Origin of the sequence: Rhizobium sp. CBN3, assembly GCF_030518245.1 — a bacterium.
Classification (GTDB): domain Bacteria; phylum Pseudomonadota; class Alphaproteobacteria; order Rhizobiales; family Rhizobiaceae; genus Rhizobium; species Rhizobium aethiopicum_A.
Window position 1 is genome coordinate 1 of sequence record NZ_JAULSE010000015.1, and the last position, 19,178, is coordinate 19,178.

The 19,178-nt window shown below is 61.2% G+C and carries 21 protein-coding genes and 1 tRNA gene; 14 read left to right on the forward strand and 8 right to left on the reverse strand.

Going from position 1 to position 19,178, the window contains the following annotated elements:
- Window positions 1-212 precede the first annotated feature (212 nt).
- A complete protein-coding gene (locus QWJ46_RS21290) occupies window positions 213-437 on the forward strand; it encodes a hypothetical protein (RefSeq protein ID WP_184459302.1) in 225 nt (74 codons plus the stop codon).
- 260 nt (window positions 438-697) lie between these two features.
- Here QWJ46_RS21290 and QWJ46_RS21295 read toward each other — a convergent pair.
- Window positions 698-773: transfer RNA gene (locus QWJ46_RS21295), tRNA-Ile, on the reverse strand.
- A gap of 200 nt (window positions 774-973) precedes the next feature.
- Between QWJ46_RS21295 and QWJ46_RS21300 the strand changes: the two genes are divergently transcribed.
- Entirely contained in the window at window positions 974-1,342 is a 369-nt protein-coding gene (locus QWJ46_RS21300) for a response regulator (protein ID WP_302753668.1), read from the forward strand.
- A 130-nt stretch (window positions 1,343-1,472) separates the two neighbouring features.
- Here QWJ46_RS21300 and QWJ46_RS21305 read toward each other — a convergent pair whose 3' ends face one another.
- The 3 genes from QWJ46_RS21305 to QWJ46_RS21315 form a co-directional block, all read right to left on the reverse strand.
- Window positions 1,473-1,664, reverse strand: a complete 192-nt coding sequence (locus QWJ46_RS21305) for a hypothetical protein (RefSeq protein WP_184459300.1) — start codon at window positions 1,662-1,664, stop codon at window positions 1,473-1,475.
- Window positions 1,661-2,326 (reverse strand): acyl-homoserine-lactone synthase, encoded by a 666-nt coding sequence (locus QWJ46_RS21310; RefSeq protein ID WP_184459299.1) that lies wholly within the window; start codon window positions 2,324-2,326, stop codon window positions 1,661-1,663. The genes QWJ46_RS21305 and QWJ46_RS21310 overlap by 4 nt, the downstream gene beginning before the upstream one ends.
- A gap of 210 nt (window positions 2,327-2,536) precedes the next feature.
- Complete coding sequence (locus tag QWJ46_RS21315) at window positions 2,537-3,262, reverse strand: LuxR family transcriptional regulator (RefSeq protein WP_302753671.1); 726 nt, start codon at window positions 3,260-3,262, stop codon at window positions 2,537-2,539.
- Window positions 3,263-3,385: 123 nt separating this feature from the next.
- Here QWJ46_RS21315 and QWJ46_RS21320 point away from each other — a divergent pair, with 123 nt between their 5' ends.
- Complete coding sequence (locus QWJ46_RS21320; RefSeq protein WP_184459297.1) at window positions 3,386-3,580, forward strand: hypothetical protein; 195 nt, start codon at window positions 3,386-3,388, stop codon at window positions 3,578-3,580.
- 663 nt (window positions 3,581-4,243) lie between these two features.
- On the opposite strand, the gene QWJ46_RS21325 is transcribed toward QWJ46_RS21320, so the two are convergent.
- Together QWJ46_RS21325 and QWJ46_RS21330 are read right to left on the reverse strand one after the other, a co-directional pair.
- On the reverse strand, window positions 4,244-4,483 hold the full coding sequence (locus tag QWJ46_RS21325; protein ID WP_011426157.1) for a DUF2934 domain-containing protein: 240 nt from the start codon (window positions 4,481-4,483) through the stop codon (window positions 4,244-4,246).
- A 25-nt stretch (window positions 4,484-4,508) separates the two neighbouring features.
- Entirely contained in the window at window positions 4,509-4,715 is a 207-nt protein-coding gene (locus tag QWJ46_RS21330) for a hypothetical protein (RefSeq protein WP_302753675.1), read from the reverse strand.
- 350 nt (window positions 4,716-5,065) lie between these two features.
- Here QWJ46_RS21330 and QWJ46_RS21335 point away from each other — a divergent pair, with 350 nt between their 5' ends.
- Window positions 5,066-5,449, forward strand: coding sequence for a hypothetical protein (locus tag QWJ46_RS21335; protein ID WP_038690240.1), 384 nt, complete (start codon window positions 5,066-5,068; stop codon window positions 5,447-5,449).
- 221 nt (window positions 5,450-5,670) lie between these two features.
- Window positions 5,671-6,081, forward strand: a complete 411-nt coding sequence (locus tag QWJ46_RS21340; RefSeq protein ID WP_085778839.1) for a DUF4174 domain-containing protein — start codon at window positions 5,671-5,673, stop codon at window positions 6,079-6,081.
- Window positions 6,082-6,109: 28 nt separating this feature from the next.
- Here QWJ46_RS21340 and QWJ46_RS21345 read toward each other — a convergent pair whose 3' ends face one another.
- A complete protein-coding gene (locus QWJ46_RS21345) occupies window positions 6,110-6,820 on the reverse strand; it encodes a GntR family transcriptional regulator (protein WP_302753681.1) in 711 nt (236 codons plus the stop codon).
- A 267-nt stretch (window positions 6,821-7,087) separates the two neighbouring features.
- On the opposite strand from QWJ46_RS21345, the gene QWJ46_RS21350 reads away from it, so the two are divergent.
- The 7 genes from QWJ46_RS21350 to QWJ46_RS21380 all read left to right on the forward strand — a co-directional run bounded on the left by QWJ46_RS21350 (window position 7,088) and on the right by QWJ46_RS21380 (window position 13,470).
- Entirely contained in the window at window positions 7,088-8,176 is a 1,089-nt protein-coding gene (locus tag QWJ46_RS21350; protein ID WP_302753842.1) for an ABC transporter ATP-binding protein, read from the forward strand.
- Between the two features lie 45 nt (window positions 8,177-8,221).
- Complete coding sequence (locus QWJ46_RS21355) at window positions 8,222-9,520, forward strand: PotD/PotF family extracellular solute-binding protein (protein ID WP_302753682.1); 1,299 nt, start codon at window positions 8,222-8,224, stop codon at window positions 9,518-9,520.
- A 269-nt stretch (window positions 9,521-9,789) separates the two neighbouring features.
- The gene (locus tag QWJ46_RS21360) at window positions 9,790-10,704 is read left to right on the forward strand and encodes an ABC transporter permease (RefSeq protein ID WP_302753684.1); all 915 of its coding nucleotides are present in this window, start codon (window positions 9,790-9,792) and stop codon (window positions 10,702-10,704) included.
- A 1-nt stretch (window position 10,705) separates the two neighbouring features.
- The gene (locus QWJ46_RS21365; RefSeq protein WP_302753686.1) at window positions 10,706-11,527 is read left to right on the forward strand and encodes an ABC transporter permease; all 822 of its coding nucleotides are present in this window, start codon (window positions 10,706-10,708) and stop codon (window positions 11,525-11,527) included.
- A 1-nt stretch (window position 11,528) separates the two neighbouring features.
- A complete protein-coding gene (locus QWJ46_RS21370) occupies window positions 11,529-12,272 on the forward strand; it encodes an aspartate/glutamate racemase family protein (protein ID WP_302753687.1) in 744 nt (247 codons plus the stop codon).
- A 3-nt stretch (window positions 12,273-12,275) separates the two neighbouring features.
- The gene (locus tag QWJ46_RS21375) at window positions 12,276-12,887 is read left to right on the forward strand and encodes a flavin reductase family protein (RefSeq protein ID WP_302753689.1); all 612 of its coding nucleotides are present in this window, start codon (window positions 12,276-12,278) and stop codon (window positions 12,885-12,887) included.
- Window positions 12,888-12,975: 88 nt separating this feature from the next.
- Window positions 12,976-13,470, forward strand: coding sequence for a heme-degrading domain-containing protein (locus QWJ46_RS21380; RefSeq protein ID WP_011426147.1), 495 nt, complete (start codon window positions 12,976-12,978; stop codon window positions 13,468-13,470).
- A 64-nt stretch (window positions 13,471-13,534) separates the two neighbouring features.
- Here the strand turns inward: QWJ46_RS21380 and QWJ46_RS21385 are convergent, their stop codons facing one another.
- Window positions 13,535-14,794 carry an AGE family epimerase/isomerase gene (locus QWJ46_RS21385; protein ID WP_302753691.1) on the reverse strand — a complete coding sequence of 420 codons (1,260 nt, stop codon included), beginning with the start codon at window positions 14,792-14,794 and terminating at the stop codon, window positions 13,535-13,537.
- Between the two features lie 168 nt (window positions 14,795-14,962).
- Here QWJ46_RS21385 and metH point away from each other — a divergent pair, with 168 nt between their 5' ends.
- Both metH and QWJ46_RS21395 read left to right on the forward strand, forming a co-directional pair.
- Window positions 14,963-18,736 (forward strand): methionine synthase, encoded by a 3,774-nt coding sequence (gene metH, locus QWJ46_RS21390; RefSeq protein ID WP_302753693.1) that lies wholly within the window; start codon window positions 14,963-14,965, stop codon window positions 18,734-18,736.
- A gap of 179 nt (window positions 18,737-18,915) precedes the next feature.
- On the forward strand, window positions 18,916-19,149 hold the full coding sequence (locus QWJ46_RS21395; RefSeq protein WP_302753695.1) for a type II toxin-antitoxin system Phd/YefM family antitoxin: 234 nt from the start codon (window positions 18,916-18,918) through the stop codon (window positions 19,147-19,149).
- Window positions 19,150-19,178: the final 29 nt, after the last annotated feature.

The following is a 19,178-nucleotide window of genomic DNA, read 5'->3' on the forward strand; positions in this document are numbered from 1 at the left end:
CGCTTCAATGTCATCGACCTGGACAACAGGCTCTTCGACACGGTTATCGAAATCCGGCGCGCCATTACAGAGCATCTCGCCTCCAGCGGTCGTGCGATCAGCTCGCACTGAATGGCAGGAGATATTCTTCAACGTCACGGCACAACTGGGATTGCAGGCTCACTTATGAAACCCTGCAAAGCTGCCGCATTAAACATGTGGGGAGATAAGGAATGTTGGTCACGAGCGTCCAAGAAACCGAATGGGCCGTGCTCTCGCTGTCCGTTCAATCTTGGTTTAGGCACTACAAGGCCAAACCGGACGATAAGACATCGGAAATAATCTGCAGCGCGGCAATCGACCTTTTCAATCGCGGCCATCGCACCCAGGAGGAACTCACCAGTATGTTAATCGCGCGGTTCCCCCTGATCGCGCCTGCGCCCGCAGCCCTCCATTAATCGATCCGCGGCACTGGGCACATCTCGATCCCAACGCACTCGAAATCCGATACGAGGCCAGCTAGGAAGTCTAAAAGGCACTGGATGACGCTTCTCTAGTTGGCGGGGTTGGGCCACGCCTTTTTCGTATTTCGGCGGTTGCCTAAGCTCTTGACCGAGACGTTACAATATGTGGTCAGAGGAGGTGGATGGAAGATTTCAGTCTGCTGCCCAGAAGGTGCTGTCGAAACGGGCGAAACAGCGACAATCCCTGAAGCGAATGGTGGGCCCGGAGGGACTCGAACCCCCAACCAAGCGGTTATGAGCCGCCGGCTCTAACCATTGAGCTACAGGCCCTCAGCGCCGGAGGCCGGCACCTGGTTGCCGGGGCAATGGTTCCCACGGCATCGGTTCGCTCTAGCCCAAATTGCAGGGAGCCACAAGCGGGCAGGGCAACATCTGTGGATGATGCGTATTTCGTGGGCAGAGGCACTGGAACCTTCGCAGGGCGGATACACTTATTCGAATCATATTCCGCATGGAAAGGGCGATTGCAGATGGTGGCTTCGAACAGTGCCGTGGTGCTCATCGTGGAGGATGAGCCGCTGATCCGATTCAATATCCTCGATGTGCTCGAGGATGTCGGCCATGTGGCGCTGGAGGCGGCGAATGCGGATGAGGCGCTGGTGGTGCTGAAGGGCCGGCAGGATGTCGATATCCTGTTCACCGACGTCAACATGGCCGGTTCGATGGATGGCATCCAGCTTGCCAAGCGGGTGAGGGCGATGCTGCCGAATATCGGCATCATCATCACGTCGGGCATGGTGCGGCTCGATCCGATGGCCCTGCCTGCCAATGCCGCCTTCCTGCCCAAACCCTATCTGCACGACACGCTGATTTCGACGATCAATTCCCTTATGACTTGACGTCCATGAGTCGTTGACGACCCGAGGTGAGCGGGGCGCGCAGCCGCAAAACGGGGACAGGTTTTGCGGCCGCGCGCGAGGCGCTGCGAGGCGTGCCCCTCTTCAGGCGCGGCGGAGGGGACCCGCGCCCTCAGCCGAAGCGGCTCTTCAGCGCCTCATTCTCATGCTGAGCCTTCTTTTCGTAGATCGTGAACAGCGCCATCGAAAGCAGATAGGAGAGGAAGGGATCCCCTATCTGCGTGGCGATGTCGCGGGATGCGAGGACATGGCGCTCCAGGGCGGAGATGTCTTTCGGTGTTGCGGTTTCAACGAGGCGTTTCATGCTGCCATCTCCAGGAATTGCGTCACGACCGAGCGGGCCGGAACATGTCTGACATAAAGGGGTAGGGTCAGGCCGAGGGCGGCGCGCATCTTGCGCAGCACGCGGTCAGACACTTCGAAGGCGCCGCAGCAGACGGGGTACTTGCCGTAGCCGTCTGCGCGGCCGAGTTCTTCCACTTCGGCGCCTGCGCGCTTGTAGACGCGCTTGAGATAGGGTTCGTAGTTGGAAATCATCGTGTGGATGCCGTGGTCGAGCGCGCATTCGCAGAGCGCCAGCAGCATCATCGAGAAGGCGCGGCCGGCATCGATGTTGGGGAAATCCCTGGCGATCGCCTCCTCGTCGATGCACATGCGCGTGCCTTCCCAGATGCCCGGAGCGACGAGATCGGCGGCGGCCGGAAAGGTCTCACGGAAGACGTCGTAGAGAAGCGTCGGACCGGTCGTCGGCATCAGGCGCATGCCGCCATAAAGGCGCGTGCGGCTGTCGTTGCACCAGACGAGGTAGGCCGGAGAAAGCGAATCGTAGCTGTCGCGTTCGTAGGGGCCGATGACGGGAACGTCCCAGCCGAGCTGGTCGGCGAAGACCTTCTTGCGCAGGCGGAACATCTGCTCGAGTACGGCGGCGTGTTTCTGATACTCATGTGCCTGAATGATAACGAACATTTTGCCCTCCAGCGTTTGCAGTTCGTGGAGAGCAGAATGGTTCAGGCGGGCCGGATCGGAAATTCCCTCAGATGGGCCCCCTCAGATGGGGGGATTAGCCCAAAAGTATGAGGATTGGGTCACGACAAAAGCGAGGCACGGCCGGGAAGGATCGCGATCCTTCGGCTTTTGAATCGACACGGCGTATTCTCGGAAAATCGATTCCGCTTCTCAGGGATTGATGATGCGCAACTGCACCGCCCGCGAGGCGGCCGCCGAAATCGTGGCGCAGCCGAGCTTGAACCGGGCGGTCTTCAGGTAATCACGCGTCGTGTGCTCCGATATGCCCAATATCACCGAAATATCCTTGTAATCCTTGCCGAGCGCCGTCCAGTGCAGGCACTCGATCTCGCGCGGCGACAATGTCGGCACCGGATCATGCTCGCCATGCAGCTCATAGACGGCCTTGCGGTGGATCAGATGGGCAATCTCGATCCATTCGTTGCGGCAGCGGCGCACAAGCTCGGCCCATTCCTCGGCCGGTATGCGGGCGTTCAGCGACAAGAGCGCGCGGCGCTGCGCCTTGTCGGCGACGGGAATGGAATAGCCGTTGCCGCCGATGCCGTGCTTCTGGGCGTCGACCAGCATGGCATAGGCTTCCGGCGTCGGCTCGACCTCGCTCCAGTCGAAGGGCAGCTGGCGCTCGAAGCCCTGCTTGACGATCGGATCGACCTTCACGTAGCTGTTCAGGAGGTAGCGGGAGACCCAGGCATCCGGATAGGTGGTGCGCACGAAGGGGGAATCGATCTTGCTCGCGATCGTCTGGGCGAGATGGTAGGTCACGAAATCGAGGCCATAGTCCGCCTGGAGAATACGGATAGCGGCATCCACATTGGTTGCAGCCTTGATCTGTTCGAAAGCGGGTTCGAACTTGTCGCTGTAGGTATTCTCGATCATTTCCGTCGTCCCAATTCCCGCAATCCTACCGTGAGGACCGTCTAAAATACAAGGCATCCCCACATATGCGGGGAATGACAATCCGGCCGCCGCTTGCTAGCGCCTTGAATGAGGAGACCTCATATGGACAGCAAGAGACCGTTCGAGATTGCCGAATGCCGACAGGCCGCCAAAGGTCTGAAATCCAGTTGGCAGGACATGGCAGGTTCCGAAGCGTTGATCCGCGCCCTTGTTGCCGAACGCAACGGCGACACCCCGCTGGCGCTGTTCTGGACCGAGGTCCACCGGGCGCTTTGCCAGGAAAACAACGCCTTGTGACATCGCCCGCCCCGGCGGGCGGTGTGAGGCTTTCCCCGACTTGATAGGCCCGGCCAGGCATCGATCAACGCCGCGGCCGGATGGAATCACGCTTCGCGCATGCGCACTTTTTCATCCCTGTTCCGTTTCCGATTTTGCGAGGAGAGTGTCGAGCGGCAATTTCGAGGGCGGGTGAAAGAAAAACCCGTACTCCATGGATTTGTGCCAATATGGTTGACGAAGTGTTTCAAGCGGAAACAGCGGCGTTCGGGGAAGGGGGGGTGGACTGTGCCATTATCGCCGCTCCCGCCCGTCTTCGGCGCGCCGCTCCGATGAGGTAAGCCGCGCCTCTGTCCGCCATCGTGAGGCAAGCCGCACCTTCTCTGCGCCCTGGAGGCCATCGTGTGCCGTGGCGGGCTGATCGATGTGTCGGATGGTTGCCAAGCGGTTGCGGCGGGTCGCGGCTAGGTGTTGGCACATCGCAGAAGCGGCTACCTTATGTGCTATGTCCCACAGAGTGGGGTTCTGGCGTGCCGCTCCGCGCTCCGGTGCCACAACCCGAGCCTCTCTCCGCCCTCATTCTGAGGTGCCCCCGTAGGGGCCTCGAAGGACGAGGCCGGCCATCGGCATTCGGGGATGCAGCATTGAGCGGCGCCGTGCAGAATCTCGCGGCTGGCCGTCGGATCAGCCGGCCTTGGCCGGCGGGGTGAGCCAGCCGTCGCGCGGCAGTTCCGGCCGTTGCGGCTTCGGGCGGAACTTCACCAGCACTTCGCGTCCGTCGACGGAGGCCTGCGTGCGTTCCAGCGCGTCCCGCTCGGCGACTGCCTGACGCCAATGTTCGCCGTCCCGGCCGTCAGGGCGGCCCTGTTCTTCCCAGATCGCATAGGCCCGTTTGCTGATCCACTCATGGCGTCTGTCGCTCATCTATCGATTCCGTTCGTGAAAGGCATTATTCGGCAATTCTGTCCGGCAGAACAGGCGCGCGGCGCTTGGCTGCCATCAGCAAATCGAGTTCGATCGAGGAAGGCCCGAAGCGGGTAAACAGGCTCTCGGCCTGGTCGCTGCGCAGGCCGTATTTGGAGGCGAATTCATCAAGGCGGTAAGGACGGCCGCGCAGGACTTTGGTCCGCCGCTCCGGTTCACGGATCTGCGTCATTGGTGGTAACCCCATCTGCTTTTACGAAGTGCGCGAACAAAACAGATTACAGCCGCAAAAGTTCCGTGATTTTTCAGGGTTTTTTCCGCCTCCCGCACCATTCCCGCGCGGCTGGCACGGATTTTCAAGAACGCGGCTCGCCGAGAAAATTTCGCCTAAAACATGCAAGAATTTCATGCGTTTAGGAAAACGGGTGCCTCCCTCGCCGAGAATTGGGCTTTATTCACGGAAGGTTACTCTATAGAATCAATCGTGTTATCGGTCCGCAGGGGCAAAAAAAGCTGCGTTCCCCGCGTTCATGCCGACCGATCCAGGAGGATTTTGGCTTAATCCATCAAGAGGAGACAGACATGATGAATGCCCTGCCGCCACTTCATAACGGCCACGCGCCGTTTACCCTCCAGCAGCTGTTTCGGGAAGCACTTTACGCTTTCGAGGAATGGGACAGCGAATTGACCGAACCGATCGTGACCCATGAAGGAAGGGTCATCCCGATCAGCTTCGTTTTCGAAGCCATGCGCGAATGCACCGACATCGTGCCGATGAATATCGTCGGCGCCGTCACCGAGCGGCTGACCAAGCCGTGGGAGGGCGAAGGTCCGCTCGACCAGATGACCTTCTCGACGGCGGCGCGCGTCATGCGCGTGCTGGTGCGCAAACGCCTCCTTGCCAACGGCACAGCGGACCTCGTCGCCGTCTCGGCGCATGCGGCCGAGGACCAGAGCCGCGACTGACGGGAAAAAGGATCGTGGCCAAACCGTGTGGGGTTGCGATCCTTTTCCGCTTCGTCGGAACCTCCCCCATTTCCAGCCGTTTACTGCATGATCCCAGTTCGTACCGGATTGGGAATTATTCAGTTATTCAGCGCGTTACAGCGTTCTTGCGCGTCTTGAAATACGCGGCCGCTGCAATGGCGCAGTTACAGCCCGTGAGATGACGGGCGAGGAATAGCACCATGCTGAGATCCATCGTTCATGAAATCATCGGCACACCGCGACGTGAGCCGGAACTTCCGCAATCGCTCGAGCAGTTTCGAGACAGCAAACGGGTGCTGATCATCTTTGCAGATGCGCAGGACGACCGCGCGGCAACCCAGGACGAATGGTTGCGGAACGCACAGATGCGCCTCATCGAGGAAGACGTCGAAGTGTTCATCATCGCCGGCGGCGGCGCTTTCTCGCTGTTCGACGATGGCTGGGAACTTGATGCGGACGATATTCGCGAGCGGCTGCAGGGGCCGTCTTACAGCGAGTTCGGGCTGATCCTGATCGGGCGTGACGGCGCGGTGAAGCTGCGCTCGAGCGAGCCGCGGACGGCGGAAGAAATTTTCGCCGCGCTGGACAAGCTGCCGAAGAAGGCGTCGTGATAGCTGCGGGCGACGTGCGCCCACCTGTTCAGAGTTCGAAGGCTTCCTTGAGGCCGAGGCTCTTGCGTTCGCGCAGGTCGAGATCGGACTCGATATGGGCGATGTGATGCAGCATCAGCTGGCAGGCGCGGTCGAGTTCGTTGTCTTCGATCGCCGAGATGATGTCGCCATGTTCGGAATGGCCGCAGCTGGAAGCGGTCGACTGGCCGTAGAGCGCGATGACGAGGGATGAGCGGGCGACGAGCTCCTCCATGAAACGCTGCATGATCGCGTTGCCCGAAATTTCCGCCAGCATCAGGTGGAAATCGCCGGATGCCTTGATCTCGGCGCGCCGGGCCGTCTGGCCGCGCTCGCTCATCAGGCGACCTTCTTCCTGCAAAAGCCCTCGTAGATTGCTGATGTCGTCCGGGGTGATCCGCGCCGCCGCCTCGCGCAATATGCCGGGCTCGACGAGGCGCCGGGCGGAAAAGATCTGGCGGGCCTCATCAGGGGAGGGATAGGCGACGAAGGCGCCGCGGTTCTTCTCGACGCTGACCAGGCCCTCATAGGAAAGCGCCTGCAGGGCTGCGCGGGCAAGCGTGCGACTGACGTTGAAAAGATTGCCGACATCGCTTTCGGAAAGCTTGGTGCCGGGGGAAAGCCTGCGCTCGACGATCGCCTCGCGAATGGCGTCGCGGATCTGGTGCGCGCCGGTTTCGGCGACTTCTTCGGCCTGCATGGCCTTGGCGGCGGATTTCATGAAAACTATTCCCTGATGGCGGGCAAACCATAGCCGGCTTCGCGGCAAAAGTTAAACGGAATTTGTCATCGAAATAGCGGTTAAATTGTATACGATTTTCTGCGCAAATTGCAGACGATAGCCTAAATCATGTGCAGACGATGCGGTGCTCATAAAATGCGCCTGCACGGCTTCGAGCGTTAAAACCCTTCCTTGCTAAGGGTTTAGTCGAGTTGGAGGCGATTGGCACGGCAGATGCGTCATCTTTCCCGAACAGGGGAAGGCATGATGTCGAAAGCGGCAGAGATCGATATAGTATCCGTTTCGAAGGTCTACGGAACGACGACGGCCGTGCATGGGATCAGCTTGAAGATTCCGGCCGGTTCCTATTGCTGCTTCCTCGGCCCGTCGGGCTGCGGCAAGACCTCGACACTGCGCATGATCGCCGGCCATGAGAGCATTTCTTCCGGCGACATTAGGCTCGGCAAAACGGTCGTCACCGATCTTCCGCCGGCCAGGCGCGGCACGGCGATGATGTTCCAGTCCTATGCGCTCTTCCCGCATCTCGACCTGGTCGACAATGTCGCCTTCAGCCTTAAGATGAAAGGCGTCGACAAGGCGGAGCGGCAGGCCAAGGCGCTGGAGATGCTGAAGCTGATGCAGATGGCGCCCTATGCCAACAGGCGTCCGGCTCAGCTTTCCGGCGGCCAGCAGCAGCGTGTGGCGCTGGCCCGCGCCCTGATTACCGATCCGGAGGCGCTGCTGCTCGACGAGCCGCTGTCGGCGCTCGATCCGTTCCTGAAGATCCGCATGCGCGCCGAACTGAAGAAGCTGCAGAAGTCGCTCGGCATCACCTTCGTCCACGTCACCCATAGCCAGGAAGAGGCGATGGCGCTCGCGGACGTCATTGTCATCATGAATGACGGCCGGATCGAGCAGGCGGCGGCACCCCGCGAGGTTTTCGAGAAGCCGGCAACCGCCTTCGTCGCGCGGTTCATGGGCGATCACAATGTCTTGTCCGGCCGGGTGACGTCGAGCGCGGACGGCGTGCTCGTCATGACCGTGCCGGAGGGGCAGAGCTTTTCCGTGGGGGGCGAGGGCAGGGACGTCGGCGAGCCGGTCGACATCGGCATCCGCACCGATCGCGTGCGCCTGCAGGTGGCGACCGAGTGGACGCTCGGCTTCAACGGCATCGTCTCCAACGTCGAATACCGGGGCTCCTCCGTGAAGATCACCGTTCTCGGCGCCGGCAGCGACGACTTCACCGTCATTGCTGACGACAACGACTATTTCGCCGGCCCGGTCGCCGTCGGCGACGCGGTCTCGCTCAGCTGGGAACGTGAGGATGCGGTGCTTCTCGGCCGCGCCTCTGCATGAACAATCAAAAACGTCGACTTCCACATCAAGAAAAGGGGAACTGACATGACGACTGAAACGACATCGACCAAGGCGGAAAAGGGTCTTTCCCGCCGCACGCTCTTGAAGACGGGTGCTGCCGCCGTGGGCGCCATCGCCGGCTCCGGCGCTATCACCGGCTTTCCCACGATTTGGGCGAAGACGAACATCACGCTTCGCCAGTTCGGCACCGGCGTATCCAACATCAATGCCATCGCTGAAAAGTGCAAAGCCGATCTCGGCATCACGCTGGAGATGACGGCAACCGATTCCGACGCCGCCGCTCAGCGTGCCGTCACCCAGCCCGACAGCTACGACATCGCCGACATCGAATACTGGATCGCCAAGAAGGTGTTTCCGACAGGCGTGCTGCAGCCGATGGACGTCAAGAAGCTGAAATACTACGACAAGATCGTGCCGCTCTTCATCAACGGCAAGATGAAGCCGGACAGCGTCATCGCCCAGGGCACGGCACCGCACACGGTCGGCTTCGTCGAGGCGCAGGGCGCCAAGAAGTTCGCCAAGGAGCCGACGCAGTGGATGACGATGGTTCCTACCATCTACAATGCCGATACGCTCGGCATCCGTCCCGATCTCGTCGGCCGCGACATTACCAGCTGGGCCGACATCATGGATCCGAAGTTCAAGGGCAAGACCTCGATCCTCAACATCCCGTCGATCGGCATCATGGATGCGGCGATGATCATGGAAGCCTTGGGCAACATCAAATATGCCGACAAGGGCAACATGACCAAGGAAGAGATCGACAAGACGATCGAATTCCTCATCAAGGCCAAGGGCGACGGCCAGTTCCGCGCCTTCTGGAAGAGCTTCGACGAGTCGGTCAACCTGATGGCCTCGGGCGAAGTCGTCATCCAGTCCATGTGGTCGCCGGCCGTCGCTGCCGTCCGCTCCAAGGGCATCGCCTGCAAATACCAGCCGCTCAAGGAAGGCTACCGTGCCTGGGGCGGCGGCCTCGGCCTTGCCTCGCATCTCAAGGGCGCTGAGCTCGATGCGGCCTATGAATATATCAACTGGTATACGTCGGGCTGGGTCGGCGGCTATCTCAACCGCCAGGGCTATTATTCCGCCTGCATGGAAACCGCCAAGGGTTTCATGACGGCAGATGAATGGGGTTACTGGATCGAGGGCAAGCCGGCGCAGGGCGATATTCTCTCTCCCGAAGGCAAAGTCATGGAAAAGGCCGGTGCGGTGCGCGACGGCGGCGCCTTCGAAGCCCGCATGGGTGCGGTCGCCTGCTGGAACTCGGTCATGGACGAGGACCGCTACATGGTCCGCCGCTGGAACGAGTTCATCGCGGCTTGATCGTCGAGGGGGCGGATGAGCAGGATTGTCTTTCGCTAGCGCTCAAGACGTCGCTTCGCTCCGCCCCCTCATCTGCCCTTCGGGCATCTTCTCCCCGCTGGGGAGAAGGGGGAGCTTGCCGCTCGGCAGATAACAAAAGAACAAGGTTCGCGGTGGCCGAGACGCCGCTGCGATTCTCTTCTCCCCAGCGGGGAGAAGGTGCCGGCAGGCGGATGAGGGGGCGGCACGCTCCTTCGTCCACCTGACGCAATCAGAACGGAGAACCGGATATGGCGACCATTGCAGCGGAAACGGAGGAGGACGCTCAGCGCGTGCGCGGCAGGCGTGGACTGAGGCTCTCCCCCTCAGTCATCTCATACCTCCAGGCGACACCGCTGATCGCCATCCTCGGCTTCTTCTTCCTGCTGCCGATCGCGATGATCGCTGTCGTCAGCTTCTGGGATTACGATTTCGCCGGCCTCTACCCCGATTTCCTCACCATGAACTACACCGACACGCTCGGTTCATGGGTGACGTGGAAGACCTATCTCAACACGCTGAAATTCACCGCTATCGTCTGGGCGCTGACACTCGTCATCGGCTTCTGGGTCGCCTATTTCCTGGCCTTCCACATTCGCAAGACCTCGACGCAGATGATTCTCTTCCTCGTCTGCACCGTGCCGTTCATGACGTCGAACATCATCCGGATGATCTCCTGGATCCCGGTGCTCGGACGCAACGGCCTGGTCAATTCCGCGCTGATCAAGATGGGCATCATTCCGCAGCCGATCGAATGGCTGCTCTATTCCGATTTCGCCGTCGTGCTCGCCATGGTGCACCTCTATACCTTGTTCATGGTGACGCCGATCTTCAACACGCTGATGCGCATCGACCGGTCGCTGTTCGAGGCGGCGCGCGATGCCGGCGCATCCGACTGGCAGGTTCTGTGGAACGTCGTCATTCCGCTTGCCAAGCCCGGCATGGCGATCGGCACGATCTTCGTCGTGACGCTGGTGATGGCCGATTTTTCGACGGTGCAGGTGATGTCCGGCGGCCAGAGCGCCTCGGTGGCGCTGATGATGAAAAACCAGATGTCGCTGCTGCAATATCCGGCCGCCGCCGCCAATGCCGTGGTGCTGCTTGCGGTGGTGCTCATGATGGTCGCCGCCATCCTGCGTGTCGTCGACATCCGCAAGGAGCTTTGAGATGAACCACGAGAAACGCGGTCTCGAATTCTATCTGCTGGCGATGTTCTTCGTCGTCTTCGTGCTGTTCCTCTACGGCCCGCTTTCGGCGATCCTGATTCTCTCCTTCCAGGGGCCGGACGGCGGCCTGACCTTCCCGATGAACGGCGTTTCCACGCATTGGTTCTTCAACCTGTTCGAGAAGCAGGCGGTCGGCGATTTCGGCGCCTCGTTCCGGCGCTCCTTCACCCTCGGGCTGATGGTGATGGTGGTGACCGTCGTCGTGTCGCTGCTGGCCGGGCTTGCCTTCCGCCGCCGGTTCCGCGGATCGACGGCGCTGTTCTACGCCACGGTCGCCAGCCTGGTCGTGCCGTCGATCATCATTTCGCTCGGCATCGGCGTTGTCTTCCAGGAGGGCGGTCTCAAGCCCGCATGGTATTCCTCGGCCTTCGGCGCACATCTGACCTGGACGCTGCCCTTCGGGGTGCTGATCATGTTTGCGGTCTTCAACCGTTTCTCGCCTGCTTATGAAGAGGCGGCGCGCGACCTCGGCGCCACCTCCTGGCAGACCTTCCGCCACGTCGTGCTGCCGATGATCGCGCCGAGCCTGATCGGCGTCGGCCTGTTCGGCTTCACGCTGTCCTATGACGAATTCGCGCGCACATTGATGACGTCGGGCAGCTACAATACGCTGCCGCTCGAAATCTACGGCATGACCACCAACGTCACGACGCCGGTGCTCTATGCACTCGGCACGGTGACGACGCTGTTTTCCTTCACCATCATTCTCATCGCGCTCGGCATCATGACGATGCTGGGGCGGCGGCAGGCAAAGATAGACTGATATGCGCATCCTCATCGTCAATCCGAATACCACGGCCTCCATGACCGAGAAGGCTGCGGCCGCCGCACGTGCGGTGGCGGCATCCGGCACCGAGATCATCGCCGCGACATCCAGCATGGGGCCGGTCTCCATCGAGGGACATTACGACGGGGCGCTCGCGATTCCCGGCCTGCTCTTGGAACTTAAGGAGCGGCAGGTGGCGGGCTACGACGCGGCTGTCATCGCCTGTTTCGACGATACCGGGCTCGACGCAGCGCGGAGCTTCGCCGATGTGCCGATCCTCGGGCTTTGCGAATCCGCCGTGGTGACGGCGGGCTTCCTGGCGCAGCGCTTTACCGTGGTGACGACGCTGGAGCGATCGCGGGTGCTGATCGACAATCTGGTGCGGCGCTACGGCATGGGCGACCGGGCGAAGGTGCGCGCCTCCGACATCCCGGTACTGGAGTTGGAAGACGCGGCCTCGGGCGCGATCGGCAAGCTGAGGGCCGAGATCGAGCGGGCGCTTGCCGAAGACAGGGCCGAAGCGATCGTGCTCGGCTGCGCCGGCATGACCGATCTGGCCAGGGAATTGCAGGATATCTACGGCGTGCCCGTCGTCGACGGTGTGGCGGCCGCCGTCAAACAGGCCGAGGCGCTGGTCTCGCTCGGGCTTTCCACCAGCAAGCGCGGCTCCTATGCCTCGCCGCTGCCGAAACCTTTTATGGGCGCGATGAGCGGTTTCTCGCCGACCCCGAAAATCGGCTGAACTATGGCGGTCTCCTTCGATTTTAAAGAGCTCAGCGAGCGCGAGCGTTACAAGCTGATGATCGGCACGATCATCCCGCGGCCGATCGCGCTGGTGACGACGGTCGACGAACATGGCCGGATCAACGCGGCGCCGTTCAGCTTCTTCAACTGCCTGTCGGCCGATCCGCCGATCCTGGCGATCGGCGTCGAGAACAATGCCGACATGTCGTTCAAGGACACCGGCCACAATATTCGCATGACCGAGGTCTTCACGGTCAACATCGTCTCCTTTGCGATCGCCGAGGCGATGCATGTCTGCGGCGCGAAATATCCGCGGGGCGTCGATGAGCTGAAGCAGGCGGGGCTGACGGCGATACCGGGCGCGAAGGTGGCGTCGCCCTTTATCGCCGAGGCGCCGGCTGCCTTCGAATGCCGGCGGCATGTGACGCTGGAGCTCGGCCGCTCACGGCAGATTATCCTCGGTGAGATCGTCTATGCGCATTACCGCGACGGGGTCGTCGATCCGGAACGGCTGCATGTCGATCCGGCCGCGGTCGATGCCATTGCGCGATTGGGCGGCGATACCTGCACCACCATCCGCGATCGTTTCGAGATGCTGACGCCGAAGCTCTGACATCAGGGTAGGTCCAAGTTTTGCTTTACTTTTTCTCTCCTGATGAGAATGGTCTGCAGCGGATCATTGCGGGAGAGGAGCGCCTATCATGACAATCGACAACGATCTCAGCCGGATCGCCGAGCAGGAAAAGGCGCTGAGCTTCGACGCCTTCGATCTCACCACTGCCTGGCAGCTCGGCAAGCTTCTGCAGGAACTCGCCAGCGAGCGCGGCCTCGGCATTGCCATCGACGTGACTCTGCATTCGATGCCGGTCTTCTATGCCGCACTCCCGGGTGTGACACCCGACAACGTCAACTGGGTGCGCCGTAAGCGCAACATGGTGCTGCGCTATTTCCGCAGCAGCTATGCCTCCGGCCTGAAGCTCAGCAAGGACGGCAAGACCGTCGAGGACAACGGGCTTGATGGCGCCGATTATGCGCCGCATGGCGGCAGTTTTCCGATCAACGTCAAGGGTACCGGCTGCATCGGCGCCGTCACCGTCTCCGGCCTGCCGCAGCGCGACGACCACAATCTTGTGGTCGAAGCCCTGGCGCTGATGCTGGCGAAAGATCTGGATACGTTGCGGCTCTCTCCGCTGTGACGCGGCCGCATCTGCCGGAACAATCCGAGCGCCGGACGGCCGGCGCCGGCCGCTGAAACAGCCGTCAGAGCCTGCCGCCGGAGTCAGTGATGCCTTTCGTCAGGCTGCCCGTTGCCGGGAAAAGCGGAATGAGGCAGGCCTGCAGGGCGTGGTAGATATCGCCTTTGCCGGGAAAGAGCGCGTGCGAGGGAACCAAATCTTCCGTCAGTTCCTCATGCCAGCCGCCATTCCTATGGTCTATGAAGGCGCGTTCGATCACGTTCCAGATCTTGCGGTAACATTCCTCGTGATAGTCGCTCGGCAAGTGCTCGTTGAGGAAATGCGCGGCAGCCGCACCCTCGCAGGCCGGCCACCACAGCTTGTTGCGCTTGGCCGGTTTATCCGCCCAGTCGAGCGTGTAGAAGAAGCCGCCCTTGTCGTTATCCCAGCCGAGCGCCATGGATTGCTCGAAAAGGGCCTTCGCGGCATCCGGCATCCAGGCGATGCGCTTGCCGCCGAGCGCCCAGAGCTGCAGGATGAGGCGGGCCCATTCCAACCAATGGCCGGGTGTCGTGCCGGCTGGGCGGAACATTTCGTTCGGATGATAGTAATCCTTATTGAGGTTCCATTCGGCGTCGAAATGTTCGGCGACGCGCCAGTCGACCGAACCGGCCGCACGGCGAATGACGAGATCGGCGATGCTTTCGGCCTTGGCGAGGTAATCCCTGTCGCCGGTGGCTTCAAAGGCGGCCATCAGCGCCTCGGTCAGGTGCATGTTGGAATTCTGGCCGCGATAGGCGCCGCCGTCGAGCGGCTGCCAGTCGGCGGTGAATTCCTCGGCGATCGCGCCGTGGCGCGGTTCCCAGAACTTCGTGTTCAGGATCTCGGTGATATCGGCCAGCATGCCGTCGGCCAGCGGATGGCCGATCGTCTTTGCCGAGGAAGCGGCAAGCAGGACGAAAGCGTGGCCGTAGCCCTGCTTGTTGGAATCAACCGGACCGTTATTGTCGAGCGACCAGAAATAGCCACCGTTCTTGCGGTCACGATGGTGGTTCCAGAGATAGTCCATGCCGTGATCGACGACGTCGGAGGCGCCGGGACGGCCGAGCAGGGCGCCGATCGAGAAACAATGGACCGCGCGCGCCGCAATATGGATGCCGCGCACCTGGCCCTCGGCATCGAGAGGCCTGCCGGTGTCGTCGAGATCGTAGAAGCCACCCTTGGGATTGATCGAATTGTGCTGGAAGAAATCGAAAAGGCCATTTGCCTGCGCCAGCAGCCAGCTGCGGTGATAGGCGCGGCTTGTCCAGTTTCCAAGCGCGGCGTTGCCGATTGCGGGTGCCATGATACTCCTCCGATTTCGTGCACAAGCCTAGCAAAGGCCTATATAGACCTCGCGCGGGCCTGTCATCGGGCAAGGCCCGCAAAGCACGAAATCGACCGGCATATATTGACATAAAGATATCTTTATGTGATCTGGAAGTCTGGTCTTACGACGTCAAGGAGCCCTCCCGTGTTTGATACTCTCTTTGGTCCGGAAACGGGCAAGCGTGACGGCAGTGAAGTTTTCGCCGCTTTGAAGAAAGCCGCGAGCGAGCGCATCCTTGTTCTCGACGGCGCCATGGGCACGCAGATCCAGGGTCTCGGCTACGACGAGGACCAGTTCCGCGGAACCCGCTTCATCGGTTGCGCCTGCCATCAGAAGGGCAACAATGACCTTCTGATCCTGACCCAGCCGGATGCGATCGAAGAGATCCATTACAAATACGCCAAGGCCGGCGCCGATATCCTCGAGACCAATACCTTCTCCTCGACCCGCATCGCCCAGGCCGATTACCAGATGGAAGGCGCCGTCTACGACCTCAACAAGGAAGGTGCCGAGATCGTGCGCCGGGCAGCAATCCGCGCCGAGCGCGAGGACGGCCGCCGCCGCTTCGTCGCCGGCGCCATCGGCCCGACCAACCGTACTGCCTCGATCTCGCCCGACGTCAACAATCCCGGTTTCCGCGCCGTCACCTTCGACGATCTGCGTGACGCCTATGGCGAGCAGATCGACGGGCTGATCGACGGGGGCGCCGACATCATCCTGATCGAGACGATCTTCGACACGCTGAATGCCAAAGCCGCGATCTTCGCCTGCGAAGAGCGTTTCGAGGCCAAGGGCGTGCGTCTGCCGGTGATGATCTCCGGCACGATCACTGACCTGTCCGGCCGCACACTCTCCGGCCAGACGCCGTCGGCTTTCTGGAACTCGGTGCGCCATGCCAATCCCTTCACGATCGGGTTGAACTGCGCCCTCGGGGCTAACGCGATGCGCCCGCACCTGCAGGAGCTTTCGGGCGTTGCCGATACCTTTATCTGCGCCTATCCGAATGCCGGCCTGCCGAACGAGTTCGGCCAGTACGACGAAACGCCGGAGCTGATGGCGGCGCAGATCGACAGCTTCGCCCGTGAAGGCCTGGTCAACATCGTCGGCGGCTGCTGCGGCTCGACGCCGGAACATATCAGGGCGATCGCCGAGACGGTGGCGAAATACAAGCCGCGCCCGATTCCCGAGCATCGCCCGTTTATGTCGCTGTCGGGTCTCGAACCCTTCGAGCTGACCAAGGACATTCCTTTCGTCAATGTCGGCGAGCGCACCAACGTCACCGGCTCGGCGAAGTTCCGCAAGCTGATCACCAATGCCGATTACACGCCGGCACTCGATGTCGCGCGCGACCAGGTCGAGAACGGTGCGCAGGTGATCGACATCAACATGGACGAGGGCCTGATCGATTCCGAAAAGGCGATGGTCGAGTTCCTCAACCTTATCGCTGCCGAGCCTGACATCGCCCGCGTGCCTGTGATGATCGACTCGTCGAAATTCTCGATCATCGAATCCGGCCTGAAGCGGGTGCAGGGCAAGCCGATCGTCAACTCGATCTCGCTGAAGGAAGGCGAGGAGAACTTCCTCGCCCAGGCGCGGCTCTTGCGCAATTATGGTGCGGCCGTCGTCGTCATGGCCTTCGACGAAACGGGACAGGCCGACAGCTATGAGCGCAAGGTGGAAATCTGCGAGCGCGCCTATAAGCTGCTGACTGAGAAGATCGGGTTCCCGCCCGAGGACATTATCTTCGACCCGAACATCTTCGCGGTCGCGACCGGCATCGAAGAGCACAATAATTACGGCGTCGACTTCATCGAGGCGACGCGGACGATCCGTCAGCGCATGCCGCTCGTGCATATCTCCGGCGGCGTCTCCAACCTGTCTTTCTCGTTCCGCGGCAACGAGCCGGTGCGCGAGGCGATGCATGCCGTGTTCCTCTACCACGCCATCCAGGCCGGCATGGACATGGGCATCGTCAATGCCGGCCAACTCGCCGTCTACGACAACATCGATCCCGAACTGCGCGAGGCCTGCGAGGACGTAGTGCTGAACCGCCGTGCCGACAGCACCGAACGGCTGCTCGAAGTGGCCGAGCGTTTCCGTGGTGCCGGGGCAAAGGAGGGTCGTGTCCAGGATCTCTCCTGGCGCGAATGGAGCGTCGAGAGGCGTCTCGAGCATGCGCTGGTCAACGGCATCACCGAATATATCGAGGCCGATACCGAGGAGGCGCGGCAGCAGGCCGCCCGGCCGCTGCACGTCATCGAAGGACCGCTGATGGCCGGCATGAACGTGGTCGGCGACCTGTTCGGCTCGGGCAAGATGTTCCTGCCGCAGGTGGTCAAGTCGGCGCGCGTCATGAAGCAGGCCGTTGCCGTCCTGCTTCCCTACATGGAAGAGGAAAAGCGCCTCACCGGTGGCGACGATCGTCAATCGGCCGGCAAGATCCTGATGGCGACCGTCAAGGGTGACGTGCACGATATCGGCAAGAATATCGTCGGCGTCGTGCTCGCTTGCAACAATTACGAGATCGTCGACCTTGGCGTCATGGTGCCGGCGACGAAGATCCTTGAAACGGCGATCGCCGAAAAGGTCGATGTCATCGGTCTTTCCGGTCTGATCACGCCGTCGCTCGACGAGATGGTGCATGTTGCGTCCGAGATGGAACGGCAGGGCTTCGAGATTCCGCTCCTGATCGGCGGCGCAACCACCAGCCGCGTGCATACGGCCGTGAAGATCCATCCCGGCTATAACAAGGGCCAGGCGGTCTATGTCACCGATGCGAGCCGCGCCGTCGGCGTCGTCTCGGCGCTGCTCTCGCCGGAGACGCGGCAGGGCTATGTCGACGATGTGAGAGCCGAATATGCCAAGGTGGCGGCCGCGCATGCTCGCAGCGAAGCGGAGAAGGTGCGCCTGCCGTTGTCGCGCGCCCGCGAGAACGCGCATAAGATCGACTGGCCGGCCTACAAGCCGACCAAGCCTGAGTTCTTCGGCACACGGGTGTTCGAGGATTATGATCTGGCCGAACTCGCGAGATACATCGACTGGACGCCGTTCTTCCAGACCTGGGAACTGCGCGGCCGTTTCCCTGCCATTCTCGAAGACGAGAAGCAGGGCGAGGCGGCGCGTGCGCTCTGGGCCGATGCGCAGGCCATGCTCAAGAAGATCATCGACGAGAAGTGGTTCCGCCCGCGCGCCGTCATCGGCTTCTGGCCGGCCGGCGTCGTTGGCGACGACATCCGCCTGTTCACCGACGAAAGCCGCAGCCAGGAGCTTGCCACCTTCTATACGCTGCGCCAGCAGCTTTCGAAGCGGGACGGGCGGGCGAATGTGGCGCTTTCGGACTTCGTCGCGCCTGTCACAAGCGGCGTGCAGGACTATGTCGGCGGCTTCGTGGTAACGGCCGGTATCGAGGAAATCGCTATCGCCGAACGGTTCGAGCGGTCGAACGACGATTATTCCTCGATCCTCGTCAAGGCGCTGGCCGACCGCTTTGCGGAAGCTTTTGCCGAGCGCATGCATGAGCAGGTGCGGCGCGAATATTGGGGCTATGCAAGAGATGAGCACCTCAGCAACGAGGATCTCATCGGTGAAGCCTATGCCGGCATCCGTCCGGCGCCCGGTTATCCCGCTCAGCCCGACCACACCGAAAAGGCGACGCTTTTCAAACTGCTCGATGCCGAACATGCCGCCGGGGTGAAGCTGACCGAGAGCTATGCGATGTGGCCCGGCTCGTCCGTATCCGGCATCTATATCGGCCACCCCGATTCCTATTATTTTGGCGTCGCCAAGGTGGAGCGGGACCAGGTGGAGGACTATGCCAAGCGCAAGGGCATGGAGGTTTCCGAGGTCGAACGTTGGCTCGGGCCGGTGCTGAACTACGTGCCGCGCAAGACGGACGAGGAGATCGAGGACGCGGCGTAGAGATGCGCTCACCGTTCTTAATGCAAAGAATCAAGAGATGATGAAGCCGAAAGTGATTCACTTTTCGGCTTCATGCTTTTGATGTGGCGCGATAATTTCCCGTGGTCAGGCGGTTTGAATTCGATAGCGGAAATGACGATGGAATGGCATCCTTAGCTAGGTGAGGGAATGAGGCCGCAATGCAAGTAACCATCCGAGCCGCAAAGGCCAGTCTGTCGAAATTGATCGATGCCGCTCTTTCCGGTGAGGAGGTGGTAATCGCGAAAGGGCGCAAGCCCGTGGTGAAGATTGTTCCGATTGTACGGTCTTGCTTCAAAATTGGCTTGCTCAAAGGGCAAGTCATTGGAGACGGGCCGGATTTCCTTAAGCCGATGGACGAGGGCGCACTTGCGGTCTGGAAAGGGATCGATTGAGTTTGCTTCTGCTTGATAGGTTTCCAGCC

Coding starts and splice junctions, on each gene's coding strand:
- QWJ46_RS21290 (WP_184459302.1), top strand. CDS start 213: ATGTTGGTCACGAGCGTCCAAGAAACCGAATGGGCCGTGCTCTCGCTG.
- QWJ46_RS21300 (WP_302753668.1), top strand. CDS start 974: ATGGTGGCTTCGAACAGTGCCGTGGTGCTCATCGTGGAGGATGAGCCG.
- QWJ46_RS21305 (WP_184459300.1), bottom strand. CDS start 1,664: ATGAAACGCCTCGTTGAAACCGCAACACCGAAAGACATCTCCGCCCTG.
- QWJ46_RS21310 (WP_184459299.1), bottom strand. CDS start 2,326: ATGTTCGTTATCATTCAGGCACATGAGTATCAGAAACACGCCGCCGTA.
- QWJ46_RS21315 (WP_302753671.1), bottom strand. CDS start 3,262: ATGATCGAGAATACCTACAGCGACAAGTTCGAACCCGCTTTCGAACAG.
- QWJ46_RS21320 (WP_184459297.1), top strand. CDS start 3,386: ATGGACAGCAAGAGACCGTTCGAGATTGCCGAATGCCGACAGGCCGCC.
- QWJ46_RS21325 (WP_011426157.1), bottom strand. CDS start 4,483: ATGAGCGACAGACGCCATGAGTGGATCAGCAAACGGGCCTATGCGATC.
- QWJ46_RS21330 (WP_302753675.1), bottom strand. CDS start 4,715: ATGACGCAGATCCGTGAACCGGAGCGGCGGACCAAAGTCCTGCGCGGC.
- QWJ46_RS21335 (WP_038690240.1), top strand. CDS start 5,066: ATGATGAATGCCCTGCCGCCACTTCATAACGGCCACGCGCCGTTTACC.
- QWJ46_RS21340 (WP_085778839.1), top strand. CDS start 5,671: ATGCTGAGATCCATCGTTCATGAAATCATCGGCACACCGCGACGTGAG.
- QWJ46_RS21345 (WP_302753681.1), bottom strand. CDS start 6,820: ATGAAATCCGCCGCCAAGGCCATGCAGGCCGAAGAAGTCGCCGAAACC.
- QWJ46_RS21350 (WP_302753842.1), top strand. CDS start 7,088: ATGTCGAAAGCGGCAGAGATCGATATAGTATCCGTTTCGAAGGTCTAC.
- QWJ46_RS21355 (WP_302753682.1), top strand. CDS start 8,222: ATGACGACTGAAACGACATCGACCAAGGCGGAAAAGGGTCTTTCCCGC.
- QWJ46_RS21360 (WP_302753684.1), top strand. CDS start 9,790: ATGGCGACCATTGCAGCGGAAACGGAGGAGGACGCTCAGCGCGTGCGC.
- QWJ46_RS21365 (WP_302753686.1), top strand. CDS start 10,706: ATGAACCACGAGAAACGCGGTCTCGAATTCTATCTGCTGGCGATGTTC.
- QWJ46_RS21370 (WP_302753687.1), top strand. CDS start 11,529: ATGCGCATCCTCATCGTCAATCCGAATACCACGGCCTCCATGACCGAG.
- QWJ46_RS21375 (WP_302753689.1), top strand. CDS start 12,276: ATGGCGGTCTCCTTCGATTTTAAAGAGCTCAGCGAGCGCGAGCGTTAC.
- QWJ46_RS21380 (WP_011426147.1), top strand. CDS start 12,976: ATGACAATCGACAACGATCTCAGCCGGATCGCCGAGCAGGAAAAGGCG.
- QWJ46_RS21385 (WP_302753691.1), bottom strand. CDS start 14,794: ATGGCACCCGCAATCGGCAACGCCGCGCTTGGAAACTGGACAAGCCGC.
- QWJ46_RS21395 (WP_302753695.1), top strand. CDS start 18,916: ATGCAAGTAACCATCCGAGCCGCAAAGGCCAGTCTGTCGAAATTGATC.